This window comes from Streptomyces sp. NPDC042201 (assembly GCF_055582185.1).
Genome location: NZ_JBVJDS010000009.1, coordinates 303,056 through 322,779, shown reverse-complemented (window position 1 = coordinate 322,779; position 19,724 = coordinate 303,056). Strand labels below are relative to the sequence as shown.

General features: G+C 71.9%; 18 protein-coding genes and 5 tRNA genes. 7 read left to right on the top strand and 16 right to left on the bottom strand.

From position 1 onward, the window contains the following. Window positions 1-128: 128 nt before the first annotated feature. Window positions 129-575, bottom strand: a complete 447-nt coding sequence (locus ACZ6MZ_RS23520) for a hypothetical protein (RefSeq protein ID WP_469354055.1) — start codon at window positions 573-575, stop codon at window positions 129-131. A 170-nt stretch (window positions 576-745) separates the two neighbouring features. On the opposite strand from ACZ6MZ_RS23520, the gene ACZ6MZ_RS23515 reads away from it, so the two are divergent. Beyond that, window positions 746-1,261 carry a DsbA family protein gene (locus ACZ6MZ_RS23515; RefSeq protein WP_469354053.1) on the top strand — a complete coding sequence of 172 codons (516 nt, stop codon included), beginning with the start codon at window positions 746-748 and terminating at the stop codon, window positions 1,259-1,261. Between the two features lie 7 nt (window positions 1,262-1,268). Here ACZ6MZ_RS23515 and ACZ6MZ_RS23510 read toward each other — a convergent pair whose 3' ends face one another. From ACZ6MZ_RS23510 to ACZ6MZ_RS23500, 3 genes are all read right to left on the bottom strand, one after another. Continuing rightward, entirely contained in the window at window positions 1,269-2,108 is an 840-nt protein-coding gene (locus ACZ6MZ_RS23510; protein WP_469354052.1) for a GNAT family N-acetyltransferase, read from the bottom strand. A 134-nt stretch (window positions 2,109-2,242) separates the two neighbouring features. Beyond that, on the bottom strand, window positions 2,243-3,064 hold the full coding sequence (locus ACZ6MZ_RS23505) for an aminotransferase class IV (RefSeq protein ID WP_469354050.1): 822 nt from the start codon (window positions 3,062-3,064) through the stop codon (window positions 2,243-2,245). Then, on the bottom strand, window positions 3,061-4,119 hold the full coding sequence (locus ACZ6MZ_RS23500; protein ID WP_469354049.1) for a chorismate-binding protein: 1,059 nt from the start codon (window positions 4,117-4,119) through the stop codon (window positions 3,061-3,063). Before ACZ6MZ_RS23500 ends, ACZ6MZ_RS23505 begins: the two co-directional genes overlap by 4 nt. Window positions 4,120-4,276: 157 nt before the next feature. On the opposite strand from ACZ6MZ_RS23500, the gene ACZ6MZ_RS23495 reads away from it, so the two are divergent. From ACZ6MZ_RS23495 to ACZ6MZ_RS23475, 5 genes are all read left to right on the top strand, one after another. Beyond that, window positions 4,277-4,349 (top strand) — tRNA-Gly (locus tag ACZ6MZ_RS23495). Window positions 4,350-4,386: 37 nt separating this feature from the next. Then, window positions 4,387-4,460, top strand: a tRNA-Cys gene (locus tag ACZ6MZ_RS23490). Window position 4,461: 1 nt separating this feature from the next. Then, a tRNA-Val gene (locus ACZ6MZ_RS23485) sits at window positions 4,462-4,533 on the top strand. Between the two features lie 20 nt (window positions 4,534-4,553). Continuing rightward, a tRNA-Val gene (locus ACZ6MZ_RS23480) sits at window positions 4,554-4,625 on the top strand. 34 nt (window positions 4,626-4,659) lie between these two features. Continuing rightward, window positions 4,660-4,731, top strand: a tRNA-Val gene (locus ACZ6MZ_RS23475). A gap of 77 nt (window positions 4,732-4,808) precedes the next feature. Here ACZ6MZ_RS23475 and ACZ6MZ_RS23470 read toward each other — a convergent pair. The 4 genes from ACZ6MZ_RS23470 to ACZ6MZ_RS23455 all read right to left on the bottom strand — a co-directional run bounded on the left by ACZ6MZ_RS23470 (window position 4,809) and on the right by ACZ6MZ_RS23455 (window position 7,047). After that, window positions 4,809-5,105 carry a TFIIB-type zinc ribbon-containing protein gene (locus ACZ6MZ_RS23470; protein ID WP_386878768.1) on the bottom strand — a complete coding sequence of 99 codons (297 nt, stop codon included), beginning with the start codon at window positions 5,103-5,105 and terminating at the stop codon, window positions 4,809-4,811. Window positions 5,106-5,173: 68 nt separating this feature from the next. Beyond that, entirely contained in the window at window positions 5,174-6,142 is a 969-nt protein-coding gene (locus tag ACZ6MZ_RS23465; protein WP_469354046.1) for a phosphotransferase, read from the bottom strand. Window positions 6,143-6,395: 253 nt separating this feature from the next. Beyond that, window positions 6,396-6,602: a hypothetical protein gene (locus tag ACZ6MZ_RS23460; protein ID WP_389783590.1), complete on the bottom strand. Its 207-nt coding sequence runs from the start codon at window positions 6,600-6,602 to the stop codon at window positions 6,396-6,398. Between the two features lie 187 nt (window positions 6,603-6,789). Then, window positions 6,790-7,047 carry a hypothetical protein gene (locus tag ACZ6MZ_RS23455; protein WP_384185558.1) on the bottom strand — a complete coding sequence of 86 codons (258 nt, stop codon included), beginning with the start codon at window positions 7,045-7,047 and terminating at the stop codon, window positions 6,790-6,792. Window positions 7,048-7,251: 204 nt separating this feature from the next. On the opposite strand from ACZ6MZ_RS23455, the gene ACZ6MZ_RS23450 reads away from it, so the two are divergent. Continuing rightward, complete coding sequence (locus tag ACZ6MZ_RS23450) at window positions 7,252-8,481, top strand: serine/threonine-protein kinase (RefSeq protein WP_469354093.1); 1,230 nt, start codon at window positions 7,252-7,254, stop codon at window positions 8,479-8,481. Window positions 8,482-8,518: 37 nt separating this feature from the next. Here the strand turns inward: ACZ6MZ_RS23450 and ACZ6MZ_RS23445 are convergent, their stop codons facing one another. The 8 genes from ACZ6MZ_RS23445 to ACZ6MZ_RS23410 form a co-directional block, all read right to left on the bottom strand. Further along, window positions 8,519-9,337, bottom strand: a complete 819-nt coding sequence (locus ACZ6MZ_RS23445) for a TrmH family RNA methyltransferase (protein WP_469354044.1) — start codon at window positions 9,335-9,337, stop codon at window positions 8,519-8,521. A gap of 54 nt (window positions 9,338-9,391) precedes the next feature. Further along, window positions 9,392-10,615, bottom strand: a complete 1,224-nt coding sequence (gene cobA / locus ACZ6MZ_RS23440) for a uroporphyrinogen-III C-methyltransferase (protein WP_469354043.1) — start codon at window positions 10,613-10,615, stop codon at window positions 9,392-9,394. A gap of 314 nt (window positions 10,616-10,929) precedes the next feature. Beyond that, the gene (cobT, locus tag ACZ6MZ_RS23435; protein ID WP_469354041.1) at window positions 10,930-14,376 is read right to left on the bottom strand and encodes a nicotinate-nucleotide--dimethylbenzimidazole phosphoribosyltransferase; all 3,447 of its coding nucleotides are present in this window, start codon (window positions 14,374-14,376) and stop codon (window positions 10,930-10,932) included. A gap of 334 nt (window positions 14,377-14,710) precedes the next feature. Further along, complete coding sequence (gene cbiE, locus ACZ6MZ_RS23430; RefSeq protein ID WP_389783583.1) at window positions 14,711-15,931, bottom strand: precorrin-6y C5,15-methyltransferase (decarboxylating) subunit CbiE; 1,221 nt, start codon at window positions 15,929-15,931, stop codon at window positions 14,711-14,713. Window positions 15,932-16,027: 96 nt separating this feature from the next. Continuing rightward, complete coding sequence (locus tag ACZ6MZ_RS23425; protein ID WP_389783581.1) at window positions 16,028-16,666, bottom strand: GNAT family N-acetyltransferase; 639 nt, start codon at window positions 16,664-16,666, stop codon at window positions 16,028-16,030. Window positions 16,667-16,838: 172 nt separating this feature from the next. Beyond that, window positions 16,839-17,696, bottom strand: coding sequence for a MetQ/NlpA family ABC transporter substrate-binding protein (locus ACZ6MZ_RS23420; RefSeq protein WP_469354039.1), 858 nt, complete (start codon window positions 17,694-17,696; stop codon window positions 16,839-16,841). Window positions 17,697-17,787: 91 nt separating this feature from the next. Beyond that, window positions 17,788-18,459: a methionine ABC transporter permease gene (locus tag ACZ6MZ_RS23415; RefSeq protein ID WP_389783577.1), complete on the bottom strand. Its 672-nt coding sequence runs from the start codon at window positions 18,457-18,459 to the stop codon at window positions 17,788-17,790. Then, entirely contained in the window at window positions 18,456-19,550 is a 1,095-nt protein-coding gene (locus ACZ6MZ_RS23410) for a methionine ABC transporter ATP-binding protein (RefSeq protein ID WP_469354036.1), read from the bottom strand. Before ACZ6MZ_RS23410 ends, ACZ6MZ_RS23415 begins: the two co-directional genes overlap by 4 nt. Between the last annotated feature and the right edge of the window lie 174 nt (window positions 19,551-19,724).

The following is a 19,724-nucleotide window of genomic DNA, read 5'->3' as shown; positions in this document are numbered from 1 at the left end:
GAATCCCGTCGCGACCCCGCTCACCTGCGATACCCGCCGGATCCCGTACGGGCGACTCCCGTACGCACGCTCCCGTACGCGCCCGCCCGCGTACGCGCGCCCCGGGCCGGACGCCGTGCCGCCTCGGGTCAGATGCCGTGCTTCTTGAGAATGGCCTCGATGTCGCTGAAGTCGTCACCGGGCCGCGCCGCCGTGGGCGTGGCCTGGGGCCGGGCCGCGGGCTTGCTGCCGGGGCCGAGCGAGGGGACGGACGCGGCGGGCTCGACCGCCTCGCTGCGCGCCGCCCTGGCCGCCGCCCTGCGTTCCTTGCGGGTGCCGCCCCGGCGCCGCTCCACCGCGCGGGTCGTCATGAAGAGCAGCCACGCCAGCGCGAGCACCCCGAAGCCCACCCAGGCCACCGGGCTGAAGGCCGTACTGGCGGCCCACTTCACCACGCCCGTCATCACCAGTGCGACCGGGACCAGCGCGTAGGCGAGGATCCGGGCCGCGGCGAGGAAGCGCTTGCGGTACGCCGTGATCGCGGCGACGCCCAGGCCCGCTGCTGACACCGCGGAACAAATGGTCTCGGCAATCATCAGGTCCTCCAGGCAGAGCGCATCATCGGTCGGGCACGTCCGTCCCTCCATCGTGCACCTGGCGGTGGGGTCGGGGCCACGGTCAGGGCCGACCTCAGGGAGATCTCCGGGCCGCCGTCCTCCCCAGGTCCCGGTCGGTCCGGACCACCGCGTACTGGAAGACTGGCCCCATGAGCGACTCCACCACCGCCCGACCGGTCGTCCTCGACGTCTGGTGCGAGCTCCAGTGCCCCGACTGCCACAGCGCCCTGGAGGATCTGCGCGCGCTGCGCGCCCGCTACGGGAGCCGGCTGGAGCCGCGGCTGCGGCACTTCCCCCTCGACAAGCACAAGCACGCGTACGCCGCCGCGCAGGCCGCCGAGGAAGCCGTCGAGCAGGGGCAGGGCTGGGCGTACGTGGAAGCGGTGCTGGCCCGTACCGAAGAGCTCGCGGCGAAGGGCGAGCCCCTTCTGCTGGAGGTCGCCCGCGACCTGGGCCTGGACGACGAGGAGTTCGACACCGCCCTGATCGACGGACGGCACCTCTTGATCGTCGACGCCGACCAGGCCGAGGGGAAGGCGATCGGGGTGACCGGGACGCCCACGTATGTCATCGACGGCGAGCGTCTCGACGGCGGCCAGAGCCAGGAAGGGCTGCGCGAGCGCATCGAGACGATCGCCGACCGGCTGCTGGCGGACGACGCCTAAGCGTTCTTCAGAGCAGCTGCTTGTAGAAGTTGCGGTCGGTCGTCACATACTCGAGCGATTCGTACAGCCGGACCGCCGGGGTGTTGTCCGCGAAGACATGCAGTCCCAGCAGCGTCGTCCCGGACTCCCGGGCGACGCGCTCGGCGAGCCGCATCAGCGCCCGGCCGTAGCCCTTGCCGCGCTGGTCCTCGGTGACAGCGATGTCGTACACGTACGCCCCCTCCTCACCGGGGCGCACCTCGCGCCGCCCGACCCAGAGATGCCCGACAACGTTTCCCTCATGGACCAGGACATTCAATGAGACGCCCGGGGTGGCGAGGCCCTCGGGCAGGGTCTCGCGGTGGGTGGTCACCGACTTGGCGCGGGCCTCGCGCGGCGGAGCGCCCCGGTCGATCCAGCTCTGGGCGTAGCCGTCGACCGCCCGCGCCAGCCAGTCCTGGTACTCGGCCTCGCTCATGGGCCGGCCCTCGACGCCCGCCGGGAGCGCAGGCGGCTCGTCCAGCAGCTCCTTGAGCATGTTGCGGCTGCGCTCGGTGTAGCCGAGGGAGGCCAGCATGCCCAGCGCGGGGGCGGCTTCCGGCGGTACGGAGGCCAGCACCTGGCCGCACCCCCAGCCGCGCAGCACCTCTTCCGCGGCGAGCACGGCGACCGTGCCCCGGCCGCGCCGCCGGTCGGGCTCATCTATCCGCAGCGAGCGCACGACCCCGGCCGCGTGGCCGAAGCCGGGGCTCGTACTGATCTCGATCGTTCCGACGGAACGGCTGTTCACGCACACCTCGTAGGAGCGTGACTTCCCGCCGTCGGCGGCCTGCTGGAGCGGCCCGGTAGGCCGCAGGGTGGTGGTCATCAGGGGAGTTGTACCCGCCGGGCGGCGCCGCGTCATCCTGTTTACGGTATGGACCCGTCGCCTTTACGGCACTGGCCGGTTTATGGCACTGGCCGGTTCAGGTGCCGGCCGGTTTACGGTGCCGGCCGGCCGCGCTACGGATCCATGTCGGCGCCGGACCGCTCCTCGAAGACGCGCATCGCCTTACTGGTCACCGGCCCGGGAGCGCCTGGCAGTTCACGTCCGTCGACGCGGTGGACGGCCTGCACATCGCGCAGCGACGAGGTCACGAAGATCTCGTCGGCACGCTCCAGGTCGTCCAGCGGCAGGTCCGTCTCGCGGGCGCCGCTCCACTCAGCGGCCAGCGCGCGGGTGATGCCGGCGAGGCAGCCGGAGGCAAGGGGCGGGGTGTGCAGCTCACCGTCGAGGACGACGAAGACATTGGAACCCGTGCCCTCGCAGAGCTGTCCGACCGTGTTGGCGAAGAGCGCCTCGGAGGCGCCCCGCTCGTGGGCGCGGGCCAGGGCGACGACGTTCTCCGCGTACGAGGTGGTCTTGAGCCCGGTCAGCGCGCCGCGTTCGTTCCGCGTCCAGGGGACGGTGATGACGGCGGTGGTGTCGGGGCGGCGCTTCGTCTCGCCGACGGCGACGATCAGGCTGGGGCCCTCGTCGCCACGGTCGGAGCCGAGGGGGGAGAGTCCGCCGGTGTACGTGATCCGCAGCCGCCCCAGTTCCATCGGGTTGGCGTCGAGGACGGCCGTACAGGCACGGCGCACCTCGTCGAGGTCGGGCTCCGGCAGGCCGAGGCCACGGGCCGAGCGGCTCAGCCGGTCGAGATGGCGGGTGAGGGCGAAGGGCTGTCCCTGGACGGTCTTGGCCGTCTCGAAGATGCCGTCGCCCACGGTCAGCCCGTGGTCGAACACGGACACCCGGGCGCCCTCGGCCGTTCGCAGCCCGCCGTTGACCCAGATCTTCATGACACGGTCCTTCCGCTCGCCTCGTACGCACCCGACGCTATCGCGAGCAGCCGGGAGGCTTTGAGCTCGGTCTCCTCCCACTCCCGCTCCGGGTCGGAGCCCCAGGTGATCCCGGCGCCCGAGCCGAACCGGAGCACCGGGCGCGGCGTGGCGGTCCTGTCGATCCAGAAGGTGCGTATCCCGACGGCCAGCGCGGCGGTACCGCGGTCGGCGTCGACCCAGCCGATGCCTCCGCAGTAAGGGCCGCGCGGGGCCGTCTCCAGCTCCTCGATGATCTTCAGTGCGCTGGACTTGGGGGCGCCGCTGACCGAGCCGGGCGGGAAGGTGGCGGGCAGCAGCTCGGGCCAGCCCGCCTTCTCGGTGAGCTCGCCCCGTACCGTCGAGACGAGATGGACCAGTCCGGGGTGGGGTTCGATCGCGCAGAGCGCCGGAACGGTCACGGTCCCGGTGGCGCAGACGCGGCCCAGGTCGTTACGGACGAGGTCCACGATCATCACGTTCTCGGCGTGGTCCTTCTCCAGGAGGTCGGCGGCGGTGCGGCCGGTGCCCTTGATCGGTCCGGACTCCACGATGCGGCCAGCGCGGCTCAGAAACAGCTCGGGCGAGGCGGTGGCGATCTCCACGCCGTGCGCGGGCAGCCGGATGGTCCCGGCGTAAGGGGCCGGATTGTCGCGCGCGAGCAGGGATGTCAGCGCGTCGACGTCGGCCGCGGCCGGATCGGGCAGCGGCGCGGACAGTACGCGGCAGAGGTTGACCTGATAGACGTCGCCGGCCGCGATGTGCTCGCGGATGCGGCGTACCCCGGCGGTGTACGCGGCACGGTCGAGCGACGACGTCCAGTCACCGGCGGAGGGGCCACGCCACCCGCCCGGTACCGGCATGGGTACCGCTTCGGCCCGCACATCGCCGAAGCGGGCGCAGGTGAGGCGGCCTTCGAAGTCCGCGGCGACGGCCCAGAAGCCGGCGGAGTCGAGCGCCTCGGGATCATGGGTGACATCTCGTAGATCGGAGGCGACAAGGGCGCCGAAGCGGGCCAAAGGAGCGAGGTCGTGCACGGTTGCGAGTCTAGAACAGGCTCTGTTGGCCCGCTCCGGCCTGAACGCACGGCGAACGCACCGCAGCACGCTGCGGAAACGCGTTTTTGTGCTGGCTCCGGAATCCGCTAGAGTTCAACACGTCGCCGGGCCGTGCAGACGGGCCGGGAAACGGCACGCGGACGTAGCTCAGTTGGTAGAGCGCAACCTTGCCAAGGTTGAGGTCGCCAGTTCGAACCTGGTCGTCCGCTCGACTGTGGGGGATTTTTCCCGAACCCCCACACTCCTGGTGGAGTGGCCGAGAGGCGAGGCAACGGCCTGCAAAGCCGTCTACACGGGTTCAAATCCCGTCTCCACCTCCAAGGACGATTAGCTCAGCGGGAGAGCGCTTCCCTGACACGGAAGAGGTCACTGGTTCAATCCCAGTATCGTCCACTGGATCCGTAAGGATTCCCGCGCGATTAGCTCAGCGGGAGAGCGCTTCCCTGACACGGAAGAGGTCACTGGTTCAATCCCAGTATCGCGCACGCAGTACGCACAACAGCACACGCAGGGTCACCCGCGCGATTAGCTCAGCGGGAGAGCGCTTCCCTGACACGGAAGAGGTCACTGGTTCAATCCCAGTATCGCGCACCGCCAGAAGCCCCCGGTCGTCTCCACGACCGGGGGCTTCGTCGTCGGCGCGGCCGCCGGAAGGCCCTCTGCGGCTGTCAGGAAGAGAAGAGCATCCGTCCGAAGCTCTGGCGGTGCTGCTTGCCGTGGTGGCCACCATGATGGCCACCGTGCTGACCGCCGTGCTGCGGGGCGCCCCAGGCGGGGGCGGCCGGGTATGCCTGCGGGGCCGGCGGCACGGGCGGGGCCTGCTGCCCCCACTGCGACTCCAGGCGGGTCAGGGACTCCAGCTCGCCGTAGTCGAGGAAGATCCCCCGGCAGCCGCTGCACTGTTCTATCTGGACGCCATTGCGGTTGTACGTATGCATCGCTGCATGGCACTTGGGACACTGCATGATCGGCTCAGCTCCTCGCCGTTCGTCTGGCATCACCGGAATGCGTACCCGGTGACAGTCCGTTCACCCTACGACGACGTCCCCGACGGCAACTCGGTTGCGCCGACCGTCATTCGGGCGCAGGCGTCGATCATCAGCCGCTCGGCCTCGTCGAGATCACGGCCCTCGGCGGCGGATTTGGCGACGGCGAGCGCGGCGGTCTGCACGGTGAGGGCGCGGGCGGCGACGTCCAGTTGGGGCCAGGGATCGCCGTCGGCGGGCACGGCGGGGCCGTGCGCGGAGCGGTAGGCGCCCAGGAAACGCTGCCAGGCCTCCGGCGGCAGCAGTCCCGCGGCGAACCAGGCGGCGGGGCGGGCCAAGTCCCAGGCGGGCTCGCCGGTTCCGAGGTCGTCCACGTCGATGAGCAGCCAGGGGCCGTCGGACGCGGGGTGCTGCACGAGCTGGCCGAGGTGCAGGTCGCCGTGACACAGGGCGCGCGGCCCCGGTGAGCGCGCCTCGTCGCGGGCCCAGGCGGGCAGCAGCTCCCAGGCGCGCCGCACGGGAACGGCGGCGGAATGGTGTCCGACGGCGCGCATCCGGGCGACGGCGCGGGCGGCCTTGGCCGGGCCTCGCATGAGCGGCAGGGTGCCGATGGCGGTGAGGGCGGTGAGAGGTACGGCGTGCAGCCGGGCGACGAGCGCCCCGGCTTCCTCCCAGGGGGCGGCGTCCGGGTCGGCGGGATCGACGGGGACGCCGTAGGGCCAGGCGGTGACGGGCCGCCCCTGCAGATCCTCACCGGCCGTCGGAAGCGGCGGCAGCAGGATCCCGGCGAGACAGGGATGAGCGGCGACGGCCAGCCTGGCACGGTGCCCGGCGGCGTCCGTACCGTCGGCATGCGCCTTGGCAACGGCCCCGCCGTGCCGTACGACAACCCCGTCGACCCGGTCCGCCAACACGGCCTCCGCCTCCCCACAGGCGGAACAGCGCCGCGAGCCCGAGGAGGGATGAGCGGCCTCCCGCGCGACGAGGCCGAGCGCGCGTATGACGGATACGGCCATGCTGACCCCCCGGGATGCGACGTGTCCCCCGGAGCCTACGGGCCACCCGCGGACGCACGCGGGGGAATCTCCCCCGCCTCACCCCCCGTGTGGACTAAGTCGACGGGCGGCGGAAACGATCGTGGGCAGCGCGATGGCCGGTCAGCTCCCCAGCTGACCGGCCAAACGCTGCCGTCCGCCGCACCCCCGTCCCCACGGGGTTGTTGGTCGGATGTCCCCGACCCGGGCCGCTCTCCCGGGTCTGGGGCGCCGCTCAGCGCCCCAGCATCACTCCCACGGACGACGCTTGTGTGACCACCGCTTCCCAGCCGCCGAAGACGACCACGAGCAGTGTCGCCAGAGGAAGGACCATGGCCGTCGCCACCAACGGGTGACGCGTGCCGGACCGGCGTGCGCCGAACGCGGCGAACGCCCTGCGTCCCTGCGTGCGGATCATTGCCCGCGATGCCGTGTCCGCCATGGTCCCTCTCCTGTTCTGCCGACAGCGGCGAGTGTCTTACCTCGGGGGACGAGTGCCGCACTCGCCGCTTGACTTCAACATTAGGGACGCGACAGGACCCGGGCGTCATGCCCGCGTACCGATTGCCGGGCCTCCCGGAGGATGAGCCGCGTACCGGTGGTGTACTCCCCTGGGTGGAGAGGCGGGCCTACGCCTTGGGGTCTTCCCGGAGGGGACGCTCCGAGGAGTCCTCCCGGGGCACCGGCTGCTCGACCAGCGCGAGCACCCGGGTGGCCATGAAACGAGCCGTCCGCACCACTGATCCATTGCGGGTGACTTCGCTCACTTCCACCACGCCCCGGCGCACCGCCGTCTCCACCCGGCGGCCTGCCCGGCTTGCCACTACTTCGTACGTCCGAGTCGTGTCTCCCGCGTCCACGACTATCTCCACACGGTCACCCTTCACGATCCAATCCCCCTTCTGCGACGGACCATTGAGATCTCGCACGGGCCTGAGGACGTGGAATCCGCCATCCCCCGGCCACTCTTCAAGTTTCCCACCCGGCACTGACAATCGGACGGCCCGCGAGGGCGCGGCCTATGAGCACACCGGGGCGCGGGTACGTAAGCTGTGCCACGTCACACGGACGACCGGGCAGCGGGGATGGACATGGCGATGATGCGGCTCCGGCGCGAGGACCCGCGTGTCGTCGGTTCGTTCAGGCTCCACCGGCGGCTGGGCGCAGGCGGCATGGGTGTCGTCTATCTGGGTTCCGACCGGCGCGGCCAGCGGGTCGCGCTGAAGGTGATCCGGCCCGATCTGGCCGAGGACCAGGAGTTCCGGTCGCGGTTCGCCCGCGAGGTCTCCGCGGCGCGGCGGATCCGGGGCGGCTGTACGGCCCGGCTGGTGGCCGCGGATCTCGACGCGGACCGGCCGTGGTTCGCCACCCAGTACGTGCCGGGGCCTTCGCTGCACGACAAGGTCGCCGAGGACGGTCCCCTCTCCGCGGCCGAGGTGGCCTCGGTGGGCGCGGCGCTGTCCGAGGGCCTGGTGGCCGTGCACGAGGCCGGGGTCGTCCATCGCGATCTCAAGCCTTCGAACATTCTTCTGTCCCCCAAGGGCCCGCGCATCATCGACTTCGGCATCGCCTGGGCGACCGGCGCGAGCACGCTGACGCATGTCGGTACGGCCGTCGGGTCTCCCGGATTCCTCGCCCCCGAGCAGGTGCGGGGCGCGGCGGTGACCCCGGCCACGGACGTGTTCTCGCTGGGGGCGACGCTCGCCTACGCCGCGACCGCCGATTCCCCCTTCGGGCACGGCAGTTCCGAGGTCATGCTCTACCGGGTGGTGCATGAGGAGGCACAGCTGTACGGGATGCCCGACGCCCTCGCGCCGCTGGTGCGGGCGTGTCTCGCCAAGGATCCGGAGGAGCGTCCCAGCACGCTCCAACTGTCGATGCGGCTCAAGGAGATCGCGGCCAGGGAGGCCCAGGGTCTCTCGGAGGGCCGGCCGCCCGTGCAGCGGGAGCGCGGCGCGGAGGTGCCGACGGGGCGGCTGACCGAGCGGTACACGGAGCGCGTCGTCGAGCGCGGCGCCCAGAGCCGTACGCCGGGCGCGTCCGGCACCCACCCGTCCCGTCCTTCCGCCCCCCGGGGCGCCGGCTCGTCATCGCGCACCGGCTCGTCGCCCCGTACCGGCGGCTCGCGCCCCCCGCGCCCCCGCGGCGCCTCGCGTACGGGCAGCGGTGCGGGCACTACGGGCCGTCAGGGCACCGGCCCGCGCACGACATCGGCCGGACGACGGCCCGCCAACCCCCGTCTGCTGCGGCAGCGGCTGATCGTCTTCGTCGTCGTGACGCTGATCGTCGCCCTGGGGATCGCAGCGGCCCAGCAGCTCTGAGCCGAAGCCGTACGCCGCCGGGTCGTACGCCGTCGGGTCAGCTCTCGGGCCGGCCCGTGGTGACCGCGTAGAACGCGACCGCCGCGGCGGCGCCGACATTCAGTGAGTCCACGCCGTGCGCCATGGGGATACGGACCCACTCGTCGGCGGCGTCGAGCGCCCGCCGTGACAGTCCGTCACCCTCCGCGCCGAGCATCAGCGCGACGCGTTCCAGCCGGTGCGGGGCGGCCTCGTCCATGGCGGACGCCTTCTCGTCGGGCGTGAGCGCGAGCAGCCTGAAGCCCGCTTCCCGTACGGCGTCCAGCGCCGTGGGCCAGCCGTCGAGCCGGGCGTACGGAACGGAGAACACCGCGCCCATGGAGACCTTCACCGAGCGGCGGTAGAGCGGGTCGGCGCAGTCCGGGGAGAGCAGGACGGCGTCCATCCCGAGGGCCGCCGCGCTGCGGAAGATCGCGCCGATGTTGGTGTGGTCGTTGACCGCCTCCATGACGGCGACGCGGCGGGCCGTACGGAGCACCTCAGCGGCCGTCGGCAGCGGTTTGCGCTGCATGGAGGCGAGGGCGCCGCGGTGCACGTGGTAGCCGGTGACCCGCTCGGCCAGCTCGGGGCTCACCGCGTACACCGGGGCCGGGACCTCGTCGATGATGTCCCGCATGGTGTCGACCCACTTGGCCGAGAGCAGCATCGACCGCATCGCGTAGCCGGCCTGTCCGGCCCGCCGGATGACCTTCTCGCCCTCGGCGATGAACAGGCCTTCCGCGGGCTCGCGCCTGCGCCGCAGCTCGACGTCGGTCAGGCCGGTGTAGTCATGCAGGCGCGGGTCGTCGGGGTCGTCGACGGTGATGAGTTCAGCCACAGGGTGATACTGCCTTGTCCGGGATGGCGCGCCCACGCGGGGGCGGAAGAATGGTTACTGCCCGTCACCGAGAGCGACGACATCGCCGATGACGATGACGGCCGGGGGCCGTACCCCCTCGGTACGCGCGGTCTCCCCCACGGTCGCGAGTGTGGCGTCGACCCGCCGCTGGGCGGCGGTGGTGCCCTCCTGGACGAGGGCGACGGGCGTCTCGGGGGCCTTGCCGTGCTCTATCAGCGCCTGGGCGATGGCGCCGATCTTGTCGACGGCCATCAGCAGGACGAGCGTGCCGCGCAGGCGCGCGAGCGCGGCCCAGTCGACGAGTGAGCGGTCGTCGTCGGGGGTGACATGGCCGCTGACCACGGTGAACTCATGCGCGACGCCTCGGTGGGTGACGGGGATTCCGGCGGCGCCCGGCACACTGATGGAGCTGGAGATACCGGGCACGACCGTGCAGGGGATGCCGGCCGCGGCCAGGGCGTGCGCCTCCTCCATACCGCGTCCGAAGACGAAGGGGTCACCGCCCTTGAGGCGGACCACGGCCTTGCCCGCCTTGGCGTGCTCGATCAGCGCGTCGTTGATCGCCTCCTGGGCCATGGCGCGGCCGTACGGGATCTTCGCGGCGTCGATCACCTCGACGTGCGGCGGCAGCTCGGCGAGCAGGTCGCGCGGGCCGAGGCGGTCCGCGATGACGACATCCGCCTCGGCGAGGAGTCGCCGGCCGCGCACGGTGATCAGGTCCGGGTCGCCGGGGCCGCCGCCGACCAGGGCGACACCGGGGGTACGGGTGCGATGGTGGGGCGCGGCGAGGGTGCCGTCGCGCAGGCCCTCGACGATGGCGTCCCGCACGGCGGCGGAGCGGCGCGGGTCACGCCCGGTGAGCACGGCGACGGTGACGCCCTCACTGCGGCCGGTGGCGGGGGTCCAGGCGGTGGCGGCCTCCGCGTCGTCGCTGCGTACGCACCAGATCCGGTTCCGCTCGGCCTCGGCGGAGGCGGTGTGGTTGGCGGCGGGGTCGCTGGACGCGATGAGGGCGTACCAGGCGTCGGTGAGGTCGCCCTCGGCGTACCGCCGGCGCTCCCAGCGGATCTCGCCGGCCTCCGCCATGGCCTCGACGGAGGGCTTCGCGGACGGCGAGACGAGCACGATGTCGGCACCGGCCGCGATGAGCGCGGGAAGCCTGCGCTGCGCGACCTGACCGCCGCCGACGACGACAACACGCCGCCCGGACAGGCGGAGTCCGACGGGGTAGGCGGGGTGCTCGGCGTGCTCGGCCATGTCGCTACGGGCTCCTCGGGGGCGGCGATCGGTGCGGGGCCGCTGCGAGGGCGAAGCGGCTGGTGGGGGCGGGGGGACGGCCCCGGCGCCCAGCTTACGTTGCGCGGTGGGGGCGGGGTCCGGGCGTGGGTGGGCGTGGGTGGGTGAGCGGGATTCGGGCGTGAGGGCGAGGCTCGGGCATGGGTGGGCGGGTGCGAACGCCGGCGCGGTACGGGCGCCGGCGCCGGCACGCGGCCGGGGGCTCCGCCGGCACGTGCCGGGACGGCAGGATGTACGGCGGGGGCGTGCGGGCCGGTGGGCCCGCCGCGTGCGGCCTACTTCTCCGTTACTCCCGCCGAGTCGAACGTCGCCACATCGTGCATCGCCCTGGCCGCGCTCTGGATCACCGGGAGGGCCAGCAGCGCGCCCGTGCCCTCGCCCAGTCGCAGGTCCAGGTCGACCAGGGGGCGCAGGCCCAGTTTGTTCAGGGCTGCCACATGGCCCGGCTCCGCGCTGCGGTGGCCCGCGATGCAGGCCGCCAGCGCCTCCGGCGCGATGGCCCGCGCGACCAGCGCCGCCGCGCCCGCGCTCACGCCGTCCAGAATCACCGGCGTACGCATCGACGCGCCGCCCAGCAGGAATCCGACCAGCGCCGCGTGCTCCAGGCCGCCCACCGCCGCCAGGACGCCCACCGGGTCGGCCGGGTCGGGCCGGTGCAGTTCCAGGCCGCGCCGGACGACATCGACCTTGCGCGCGTGCATCTCGTCGTTGATGCCGGTGCCGCGTCCGGTGACCTCCGCCGGGTCCTGGCCCGTGTAGACGCAGATCAGGGCGGCCGACACCGTCGTGTTGGCGATGCCCATCTCGCCGGTGAGCAGCGCCTTGTTACCGGCGGACACCAGGTCGCGGGCCGTCTCGATACCGACCTCGATCGCCGAAAGGACCTCCTCGCGGCTCAGCGCGGGGCCCGTCGTGAAGTCGGCCGTACCGGCGCGGACCTTACGGGGCAGCAGCCCCGGCGAGGCCGGGAGTTCACCCGCGACGCCCACGTCCACGACACAGACCTCCGCCCCCACCTGGGTCGCGAACGCGTTGCACACCGCGCCGCCGCTCAGGAAGTTGGCGACCATCTGGCCCGTGACCTCCTGCGGCCACGGGGTCACGCCCTGGGCATGCACGCCGTGGTCACCCGCGAAGATCGCGACAGCGGCCGGCTCCGGAATCGGCGGCGGGCAGAGCCGGGACAACCCGCTCAGCTGCGCCGAGATGATCTCCAGCATGCCGAGCGCGCCGGCCGGCTTCGTCATCCGCTTCTGCCGGTCCCACGCCTCCCCCAGCGCCTTGGCGTCCAGCGGGCGGATCCCGGCGATGGTCTCCTGGAGCAGATCGTGCGGCTCCTCGCCGGGCAGGGCGCGGCGGCCGTACGTCTCCTCGTGGACGACCCACGACAGCGGCCGGCGCTTGGACCAGCCCGCCTGCATCAGCTCGGGCTCCTCGGGGAACTCGTCGACGTATCCGACACACAGATACGCCACGACTTCGAGGTGCTCGGGAAGGCCCAGCGCGCGGACCATCTCGCGCTCGTCGAAGAAGCTGACCCAGCCGACGCCGAGGCCCTCGGCGCGGGAGGCGAGCCAGAGGTTCTCCACGGCGAGGGCGGAGGAGTACGGGGCCATCTGCGGCTGGGTGTGCCGGCCGAGGGTGTGCCGGCCACCGCGCGTCGGGTCGGCGGTGACGACGATGTTCACCGGGGTGTCGAGGATGGCCTCGATCTTCAGTTCCTTGAACTGCTTGGCCCGGCCCTTGGGCAGCGACTTGGCGTACGCGTCACGCTGACGCTGCGCCAGCTCGTGCATGGACCGCCGGGTCTCGGCGGAGCGGATGACGACGAAGTCCCAGGGCTGGGAGTGGCCCACGCTGGGCGCGGTGTGAGCGGCCTCCAGGACGCGCAGCAGCACCTCGTGCGGGATGGGGTCGGAACGGAAGCCGTTACGGATGTCACGGCGCTCGCGCATCACCCGGAGCACGGCCTCGCGGTCGGCGTCGTCGTACCCGGACGCGGCGGGGGAACCCTCTTCGACGGCCTGGACGGTTTGGACGGCCGGTACGGGCTGGACTTCCGGGGCTTCCGGGGCTTCCGGGGCTTCCGGAAGGCCGGGCTCGGGCTCGGGCTCGGCGAGAAGTTCCGGTGCGGGTGCGGGCTCCGGTGCGGCCTCGTACACGGGCTCGGGTGCAGATACGGGCTCGGACTCGAATACGGGTACGGGTACGGGCTCCGGTTCGGGCGCGGGCTCTTCCGCTGCCTGGGCGATCGGCTCCGGGGCCACGACCGGGTCCGCGACCTGTTCGGCCGGCTCGTCGGCCGCGGGCAACTTCACGGCGGGGGTGGGTACTTCCTCGGCGACCTGCGCGGCGGCGACCGGCTCGGGGGTAAGCGGCTCGGCGGCGACCGGTTCAGCGGCGACCGGCTCGGGGATAACCGGAACCTGGACCTCCGCTTCTGGTGCGATCTCTTCGGCCGCTTCGGCCTCGGGCTCCGGCGGCGCCTCGGCGACGACGGGCTCGGCCGGCGGAGCAGGCTCGACCGGCTCCGGGGCGACCGGTACGAACTCAGCCGCGGCGGCCGGGTCCTGTGCGGCGTCCTGTACGGGGACCGGCTCGGGCTCCTGCGCGGCTTCAGGGGTGGGCTCGGGCAGCTCCGCGACCTCCTGGACCGGTACCGGCTCCGGGACGACCGTTTCTGCCGCCACCTCCGCCGCCACCGGCGCGGGCCCGGCCTCGGACTGCGGCGGCTCGGCCACCCAAGGGGCCCCGGCCTGCGGCGGAGCCTCGCTGAGCTGGGGTCCTGGCAGTACGTCCGGGTCCTCACGGGGGACGTCGAGGTACTCAGGTCCCGTGGTGGGCGGCCCCTGGGTCTTCGCCCGTACGCGGACGGCGTGCGCCGACGTGCCCGCCGGTCCGCGGTCGGCGAGCGAACGGACCACACCGCCGGTCGGGTCGGGCACCGAAGGGCCCAGGTGCAGCGGGCGGCGCACGGGGGGCGGGGTGGGGTTCGAGACGGTCGACGGGAAGCGCACGCCCCTGAGGTCCACCGAACCGGAATCCCGGCCACCGGCTTCATGCGCGCCGGGCTGGTGCAGGTTCTGTCCCCGCCCGATGGATCCCTGCGCGGCGGCCTCGTGCGCGGGCTGAGCGACGGCCTCTTCGGGCTCCGTGGGAGCGGTCGCCTGAGCCGGCGCCTCGGCCACCGCCACCGGTGCCTGCCCCATCTGCGCCTGATACTCGGGCTGATCCTGGTACTGGGCCTGGGCCTGGTACTCGGGCTGGGCCTGGAACTGCTGCTCGGCGGGGAAGTCCTGCTGTGTCCGGTACGCGTCCTGCGCCTGCGCCTGCGTCGGTGACCCCGGCTCCGCCTGTTCTATGGGCGGCACCTGCTGCTGGATCTGCGTCTGCTCGGGGACGGGGTACCCCTCAGGGACCGCGTACCCCTCGGGAGCCACGTACCCCTCGGCGACGGCATAGCCTTCGGGAGCCACATACCCCTCGGGGGCCGCATACCCCTCGACCGCGTACCCCTCGGGGACGGGATAGTCGGCGGGCACCACCTGGGGATCGTTCCACCCCCCCTGCGCGCTCGGCATCAGCAGCAGGTCTTCGTCCTCGGTGGCGGGAGCGGAGGGGTCGAGGTAGGTGTACGCGCCATGAGCGGGGATGCCCGGCTGCTCCACCATGCCTGCGTTCTCCGGCAGTCCCTCGCCCGGGACCTGGCCGGTGTCAGTCATGCGTACCCCTCGCCCATTGGTTGTGCTCCTTCAGCCCTTCACCGGGGCGCCCGATCTTCGGCGCTCCCGGCCCCCGTCCACTACAACGAGCGTGGGCGCCGCGCGGCACGAACGGCGCGCGGTCATCCAGCATTCTCGCGGCCATTCACAGCCGTGACAGGAGTTCCGCCACGGTCCGCTGTGGGCTGCGCCACGTCGCGCGTCCCCCGGTTGCCGCCGTACCACATGAGGGTCCAAAACGGGCCCCTTTTCCGGACATTGACCAACGAAGTGACGAACGCCCGGCAGCGGTACAACGATCGGCCAGCCTACCTCGCGCCGTCCGGCAACAGGGTCAGGGGGCGCTGTCGGGGCGCTGCCCGGAGAGCAGGAAGACGACGGATCGCTCGCGCTCGGACCAGGCGCCGGTGTCCAGGTCGACGGACTGGAGCAGGGCGCACTCCACCTCATATCCGCCTTCTCGCAAGGCCGTTCCGACCGCCTCGGCCTCGTCGCGCGTGGCCGCGTGCGTGACGATCCGCTCGGGCCTGCGGTCGGCGCAGGCGATGACCACGTCGATGCCGCCGCCGCCGATCCGTACGACATCGGGCTCGGGCAGCCGCTCCAGCACGTGCGGCGCTCGCCCCTGGACGACCTGGAGCTGAACGCCCGCGCGCCGGGCGGCCGCTGTCGTGCTGGCACAGGCTCCGGGCTCGTCGTCGACGGCGATCACGGCCGCGCCGAAGCGGGCCGCCTCGGCGGCGAGCGCGCCGCTGCCCGAGCCGATGTCCCAGATCAGATCGCCGGTCCTGGCGCCAAGACGGGACAGTTGGGCGGCGCGCAGCCAGGTCGACTCGCCCTCGTCGAGGTCGATGCCGTACTCCTCGGTGGGCAGCGCCCAGCCCCGTACGGCCGGCGGATATCCGGGGTCACGGCCGGCGATCCAGCCGCCGGCCGGCGAGGCCGCGGTGCCGGTCCCACCGACGACGATCACGACATTGGGGTCGCGCCAGACATGGTCGGCGGCCTTCTCGGAGGTGAGGACGGTGACCTGTTCCCGCTCGGTGCCGAGTTCCTCGCAGATGACGAAGGTGCGGTGGACCCCTTCGAGGAGCAGCGCGAGTTCGGCGGGTCCTGCGCCCGGGGAGGTGAGGACGGCGACCTTGGTGTGCGCCCGGCAGACGTTGACGGCGCGGCGCAGCGTACGGCGGTGGGCGACGACGATCTGGGCGTCGTCCCAGGCCATCCCGGCGCGGGCGAAGGCGCTGGCCACGGCGGAGACCGCGGGGACGACTTCGACCTCCAGGCCGTGTTCGGGCGCGCGCAGGGTGCGTACGACTCCGAAGAAGCCGGGGTCGCCGTCGGCGAGGACCACCGCGCTGCCGCGGTGCCCGGCGATACGGCGGGCCGCCAGTTCGATACTGCCGAGCCGGATGCGCTCGGCGTCGGCCGGCACCTCGGGCAGTGCCAGATGGTGGGCGGCCCCGGCCACCAGCGTGGCAGCGGAGAGGGCGGCCGCGGCCGCGGCGGTGAGGGGCGAACCGTCCCAGCCGATCACCGTGACGCGGTCGGCCATCGTCTCAGTCTCCCGAAGTCGTCACAGCTGGCAGGGTGAGCACGGTGAGAGTACCTGGCCCGGGACGAGGGCGGCCGGGCGGTGGGGGTCCGGCCGTCAGTTCCAGTCGGTGAAGGACGCGTAGCCGCCCGCGTCGGCCATCTGTTCGGCGACGCCTTCGAGGTCCTCGGGCAGCAGGCTCCAGACGATCAGATCGGTGCGGATGTCGGTCCAGCCGCCGTCCTCGGTCTGCGTACGCGCTATCCAGGCGTTGCGCAGGACGCCTTCGCTGATGCAGCCGATCTTCTGCGCGACCTGCTGGGAGGCGGGGTTGTCGGCGGCCGTGCGCACCTCGATGCGCTCGAACTTCTGGTCGCGGAAGAGCCACTGGGCGGCGGCGAGCACCGATTCGGTGGCGTATCCCTCACCGCGGGCCCAGGGGGCGGTGACATAGGCCGCCTCGGTGGCGAGGATGTGCCAGTTGGTGCTGTGGAAATGAACGAGGCCGACGAGGCGCTGGGTGAGGAACTCGTTGACGGCGAAGACGATGCCGCGCCCCTCGGTGCGTTCGGCGGGGGCGATCCTGCTGACCCATTCCTCGGCGTCCGCCGCCGTGTACGGGTGCGGCACGGAGGTCCACGCGGTGACCATTTCGTCGTTCATCATCTCGATGTGCGCCGGAATGTCCGACGGCTCGAAGGGGCGGAGCACCAATCGCTCCGTGCTGATGGAGACGTCCGGAAAGGTGGTAGTCATGCGCAGCTCCATGCCTCAGTCCGTCGTAAATGCACAGCATGCAGCATCCGGTCGGGGACGCGCATGGCCGGGTCCGTACGGCTGCGTGGGCCCCGCGCACGACCGGCGTGTGCGGGGCCCTCGCTGACAAGAACGTTACTGCTGCGCCTACTTGCGGGGTTGCCCGACGGGGTTAGCCGGCCGCGCCGAACGCGGGCACGATCGAGCCGTCGTAGGTGTCCTCGATGTACTCCTTGACCTCGGGCGAGTTGAGGAGCTTCGCGAGCTTCAGCACGCGCGGGTCGCTCTCGTTGCCCTGCTTGACGGCAAGGAAGTTGGCGTACGGGTTGCCGTCGGCCTTCTCCAGGGCCAGGGCGTCCTGGGCGGGCTTGAGGTCGGCCTCGATGGCGTAGTTGCCGTTGATGACGGCGGCGTCGACGTCGTTCAGGGCGCGCGGCAGCGTGGCGGCCTCCAGCTCCTTGAACGTGAGGCCCTTCGCGTCCTTGATGTCGGAGAGGTTGGCGTCGGTGCCGGCGCCGTCCTTCAGCGTGATCAGACCGTTGTCCGCGAGCAGCTTGAGCGCGCGGCCCTCGTTGGTGGTGTCGTTCGGGATCGCGATGCTCTGGCCGGACCTGATGTCCTTGAGGTCCTTGGCCTTCGAGGAGTACAGGCCGAGGGGTTCCAGCTCGACGTTGACGACGGGCACGATGTGGGTGCCCTTCTTCTTGTTGAAGTCGTCCAGGTACGGCTTGTGCTGGAAGAAGTTGGCGCCGACCTCACCGCTCTCGGTGGCGGTGTTCGGCAGGACGTAGTCCGTGAATTCCTTGACCTCCAGATTGAGGCCGGCCTTCTCCGCCAGGTTCTTCTTCACGAAGTTCAGGATGTCGGCGTGCGGCGTCGGGGACGCGGCGACGACCAGCGGCTTTGACGTGTCGGCGGCGCCGGACGCGGAGGTGGCGCCCGGGTCGGAGGCGGTGCCGCAGGCGCTGAGGCCGAGGGCGAGGGCAGCGGTGGCGGCGGCAGCCGCGGTGAGCTTGACGGTGGTGCGCACGAAGAGTGCCTCTTTCCGGTGGTGCGGTGGTGAGAGCCCGGACAAGGAGTGCGGGCCGTAGGGGGAAACTCGGGGGTTCAGGAAGTGGGGTTCAGGAAGTGGTACGGCCGCGACGCGCCAGCAGCCGTACGGCGCCGTCACCGAGCAGCTGGATCACCGTGACGATGGCGATCAGGACCACGACCGTGGCGATCATGAAGCCGTTCTCGAAGCGCTGGAAGCCATAGGTGACGGCCTTGGATCCCAGGCCCTCGCCGCCCACCGCGCCCGCCATGGCCGAGTAGCCGATGAGCACGATGACGGTGGTGGTGACGGCGGAGACCAGTGAGGGCAGCGCCTGCGGCAGCAGCACCTTGCGGACGATGGTGGGGATCGAGCCGCCCATCGCCTGGACGGCCTCGACCAGCCCGTGGTCGACCTCGCGGATCGCCGTCTCGACGAGACGCGCGAAGAACGGGATGGCGCCGATCGCCAGCGGCACGATCATCGCGGTGGGTCCGATGAAGGTGCCGATGACCAGGGTGGTGAACGGGATCAGCGCGATCAGCAGGATCATGAACGGCAGCGAGCGGCCGATGTTCACGACCACGCCGACGGCCTTGTTCACCGGGGCGTTCTGCAGCAGTCCGCCCTTGTCGGTGAGGACGAGCAGGATGCCGAGCGGCAGTCCGCCGGCCAGGGTGACGAGCGCGGACCACAGCACCATGTAGAGGGTGTCGATGGTCCCCTGGGACAGCAGCGGCTGCATTTCCGACCAGGTCACGTGGCACTTTCCTTCACCAGTTCGGAATGGGGTTCGTCAACGGTCTCGACCTGGAGTCCCTGCTCGCGCAGGAAGCCGACCGGCACGACGTTGTCCTCGTAGCGGCCGGGCAGTTCGATCCGCATCCGGCCGATCTGGCGTCCGCCGACGGTGTCCATCGCGGCGCCCAGGATCGATATGTCGATGTTGTACGTCCGGGAGAGCTGCGAGATCACCGGCTGGGTGGCGGCCTCGCCGTGGAAGGTGACATCGACGACCGTACGGTCAGGTCCCGTCGGGGCCCCGCCCACCGGGAACAGCTCCTGGGCCAGCCGCGAGCCGGGGGTGGCGAGCAGTTCGCCGACCGTGCCGGACTCGACGATCCTGCCCTTCTCCATCAGCGCGGCCGAGTCGCAGATCGTCTTCACGACCTCCATCTCGTGCGTGATGAGCAGGACCGTCAGACCGAGCTGCTGGTTGAGGTCGCGCAGCAGCTGGAGGATCGAGCGGGTGGTCTCGGGGTCGAGGGCGCTGGTCGCCTCGTCGGAGAGCAGCACCTTGGGGTCGCCGGCCAGCGCGCGGGCGATACCGACGCGCTGCTTCTGGCCGCCGGAGAGCTGGGCGGGGTAGACCTTGGCCTTGTCGGCGAGACCGACGAGGTCCAGCAGTTCCAGCGCGCGGCGTGCGCGCTCCCGGCCGGAGACGCCGAGGATCTCCAGCGGCAGTTCGACGTTGTCCTTGACCGTGCGCGAGGACAGCAGATTGAAGTGCTGGAAGACCATGCCGATCGAACTGCGCGCCCGGCGCAGCTCCTTGCCGGCCCGCCGGCCGCGGCCGGCGAGTGCGGTGAGGTCCTGGCCGTCGACGCGCACGCTGCCGGCGGTGGGGCGTTCGAGGAGGTTGACGCAGCGGATGAGCGAGGACTTTCCGGCGCCGCTCTGTCCGACGACTCCGAAGACCTCGCCCTCGCGGACATGCAGGTCGACGCCGTCGAGAGCGGTGACTTCGCGGCCTCGCGACCGGGCGGGCCGGTAGATCTTCGTCAGGCCCGTAGTAGTGATCACAGGGGTATCCGTCACTGTCGAGTGCGCGGCGAAATGTCCGCCGGGCACGGGGCATTCGTCATTCCGTCGCGGCACGGCCGAGTCGGTGGGTGACCGGGGGGCGGCGTGCGCGAGGGGCGGGCGGGCACAGTCCGGCTCTACGGCCCTGAGGGCAGGGCTGTCATGGCGTACGGACTCGGCGCGGCCGCGTGGACTTTGTCAGGTCTCGCTTCGGGGCGCGAG

Excerpts from the sequence above, each read along its gene's own strand:
- ACZ6MZ_RS23460 (WP_389783590.1), bottom strand. The coding sequence starts at position 6,602 with ATGGCGGACACGGCATCGCGGGCAATGATCCGCACGCAGGGACGCAGG.
- ACZ6MZ_RS23425 (WP_389783581.1), bottom strand. The coding sequence starts at position 16,666 with ATGACTACCACCTTTCCGGACGTCTCCATCAGCACGGAGCGATTGGTG.
- ACZ6MZ_RS23470 (WP_386878768.1), bottom strand. The coding sequence starts at position 5,105 with ATGCAGTGTCCCAAGTGCCATGCAGCGATGCATACGTACAACCGCAAT.
- cobT (WP_469354041.1), bottom strand. The coding sequence starts at position 14,376 with ATGACTGACACCGGCCAGGTCCCGGGCGAGGGACTGCCGGAGAACGCA.
- ACZ6MZ_RS23505 (WP_469354050.1), bottom strand. The coding sequence starts at position 3,064 with ATGAAGATCTGGGTCAACGGCGGGCTGCGAACGGCCGAGGGCGCCCGG.
- ACZ6MZ_RS23465 (WP_469354046.1), bottom strand. The coding sequence starts at position 6,142 with ATGGCCGTATCCGTCATACGCGCGCTCGGCCTCGTCGCGCGGGAGGCC.
- ACZ6MZ_RS23520 (WP_469354055.1), bottom strand. The coding sequence starts at position 575 with ATGATTGCCGAGACCATTTGTTCCGCGGTGTCAGCAGCGGGCCTGGGC.
- cbiE (WP_389783583.1), bottom strand. The coding sequence starts at position 15,931 with ATGGCCGACCGCGTCACGGTGATCGGCTGGGACGGTTCGCCCCTCACC.
- cobA (WP_469354043.1), bottom strand. The coding sequence starts at position 10,615 with ATGGCCGAGCACGCCGAGCACCCCGCCTACCCCGTCGGACTCCGCCTG.
- ACZ6MZ_RS23510 (WP_469354052.1), bottom strand. The coding sequence starts at position 2,108 with ATGACCACCACCCTGCGGCCTACCGGGCCGCTCCAGCAGGCCGCCGAC.
- ACZ6MZ_RS23450 (WP_469354093.1), top strand. The coding sequence starts at position 7,252 with ATGGCGATGATGCGGCTCCGGCGCGAGGACCCGCGTGTCGTCGGTTCG.
- ACZ6MZ_RS23515 (WP_469354053.1), top strand. The coding sequence starts at position 746 with ATGAGCGACTCCACCACCGCCCGACCGGTCGTCCTCGACGTCTGGTGC.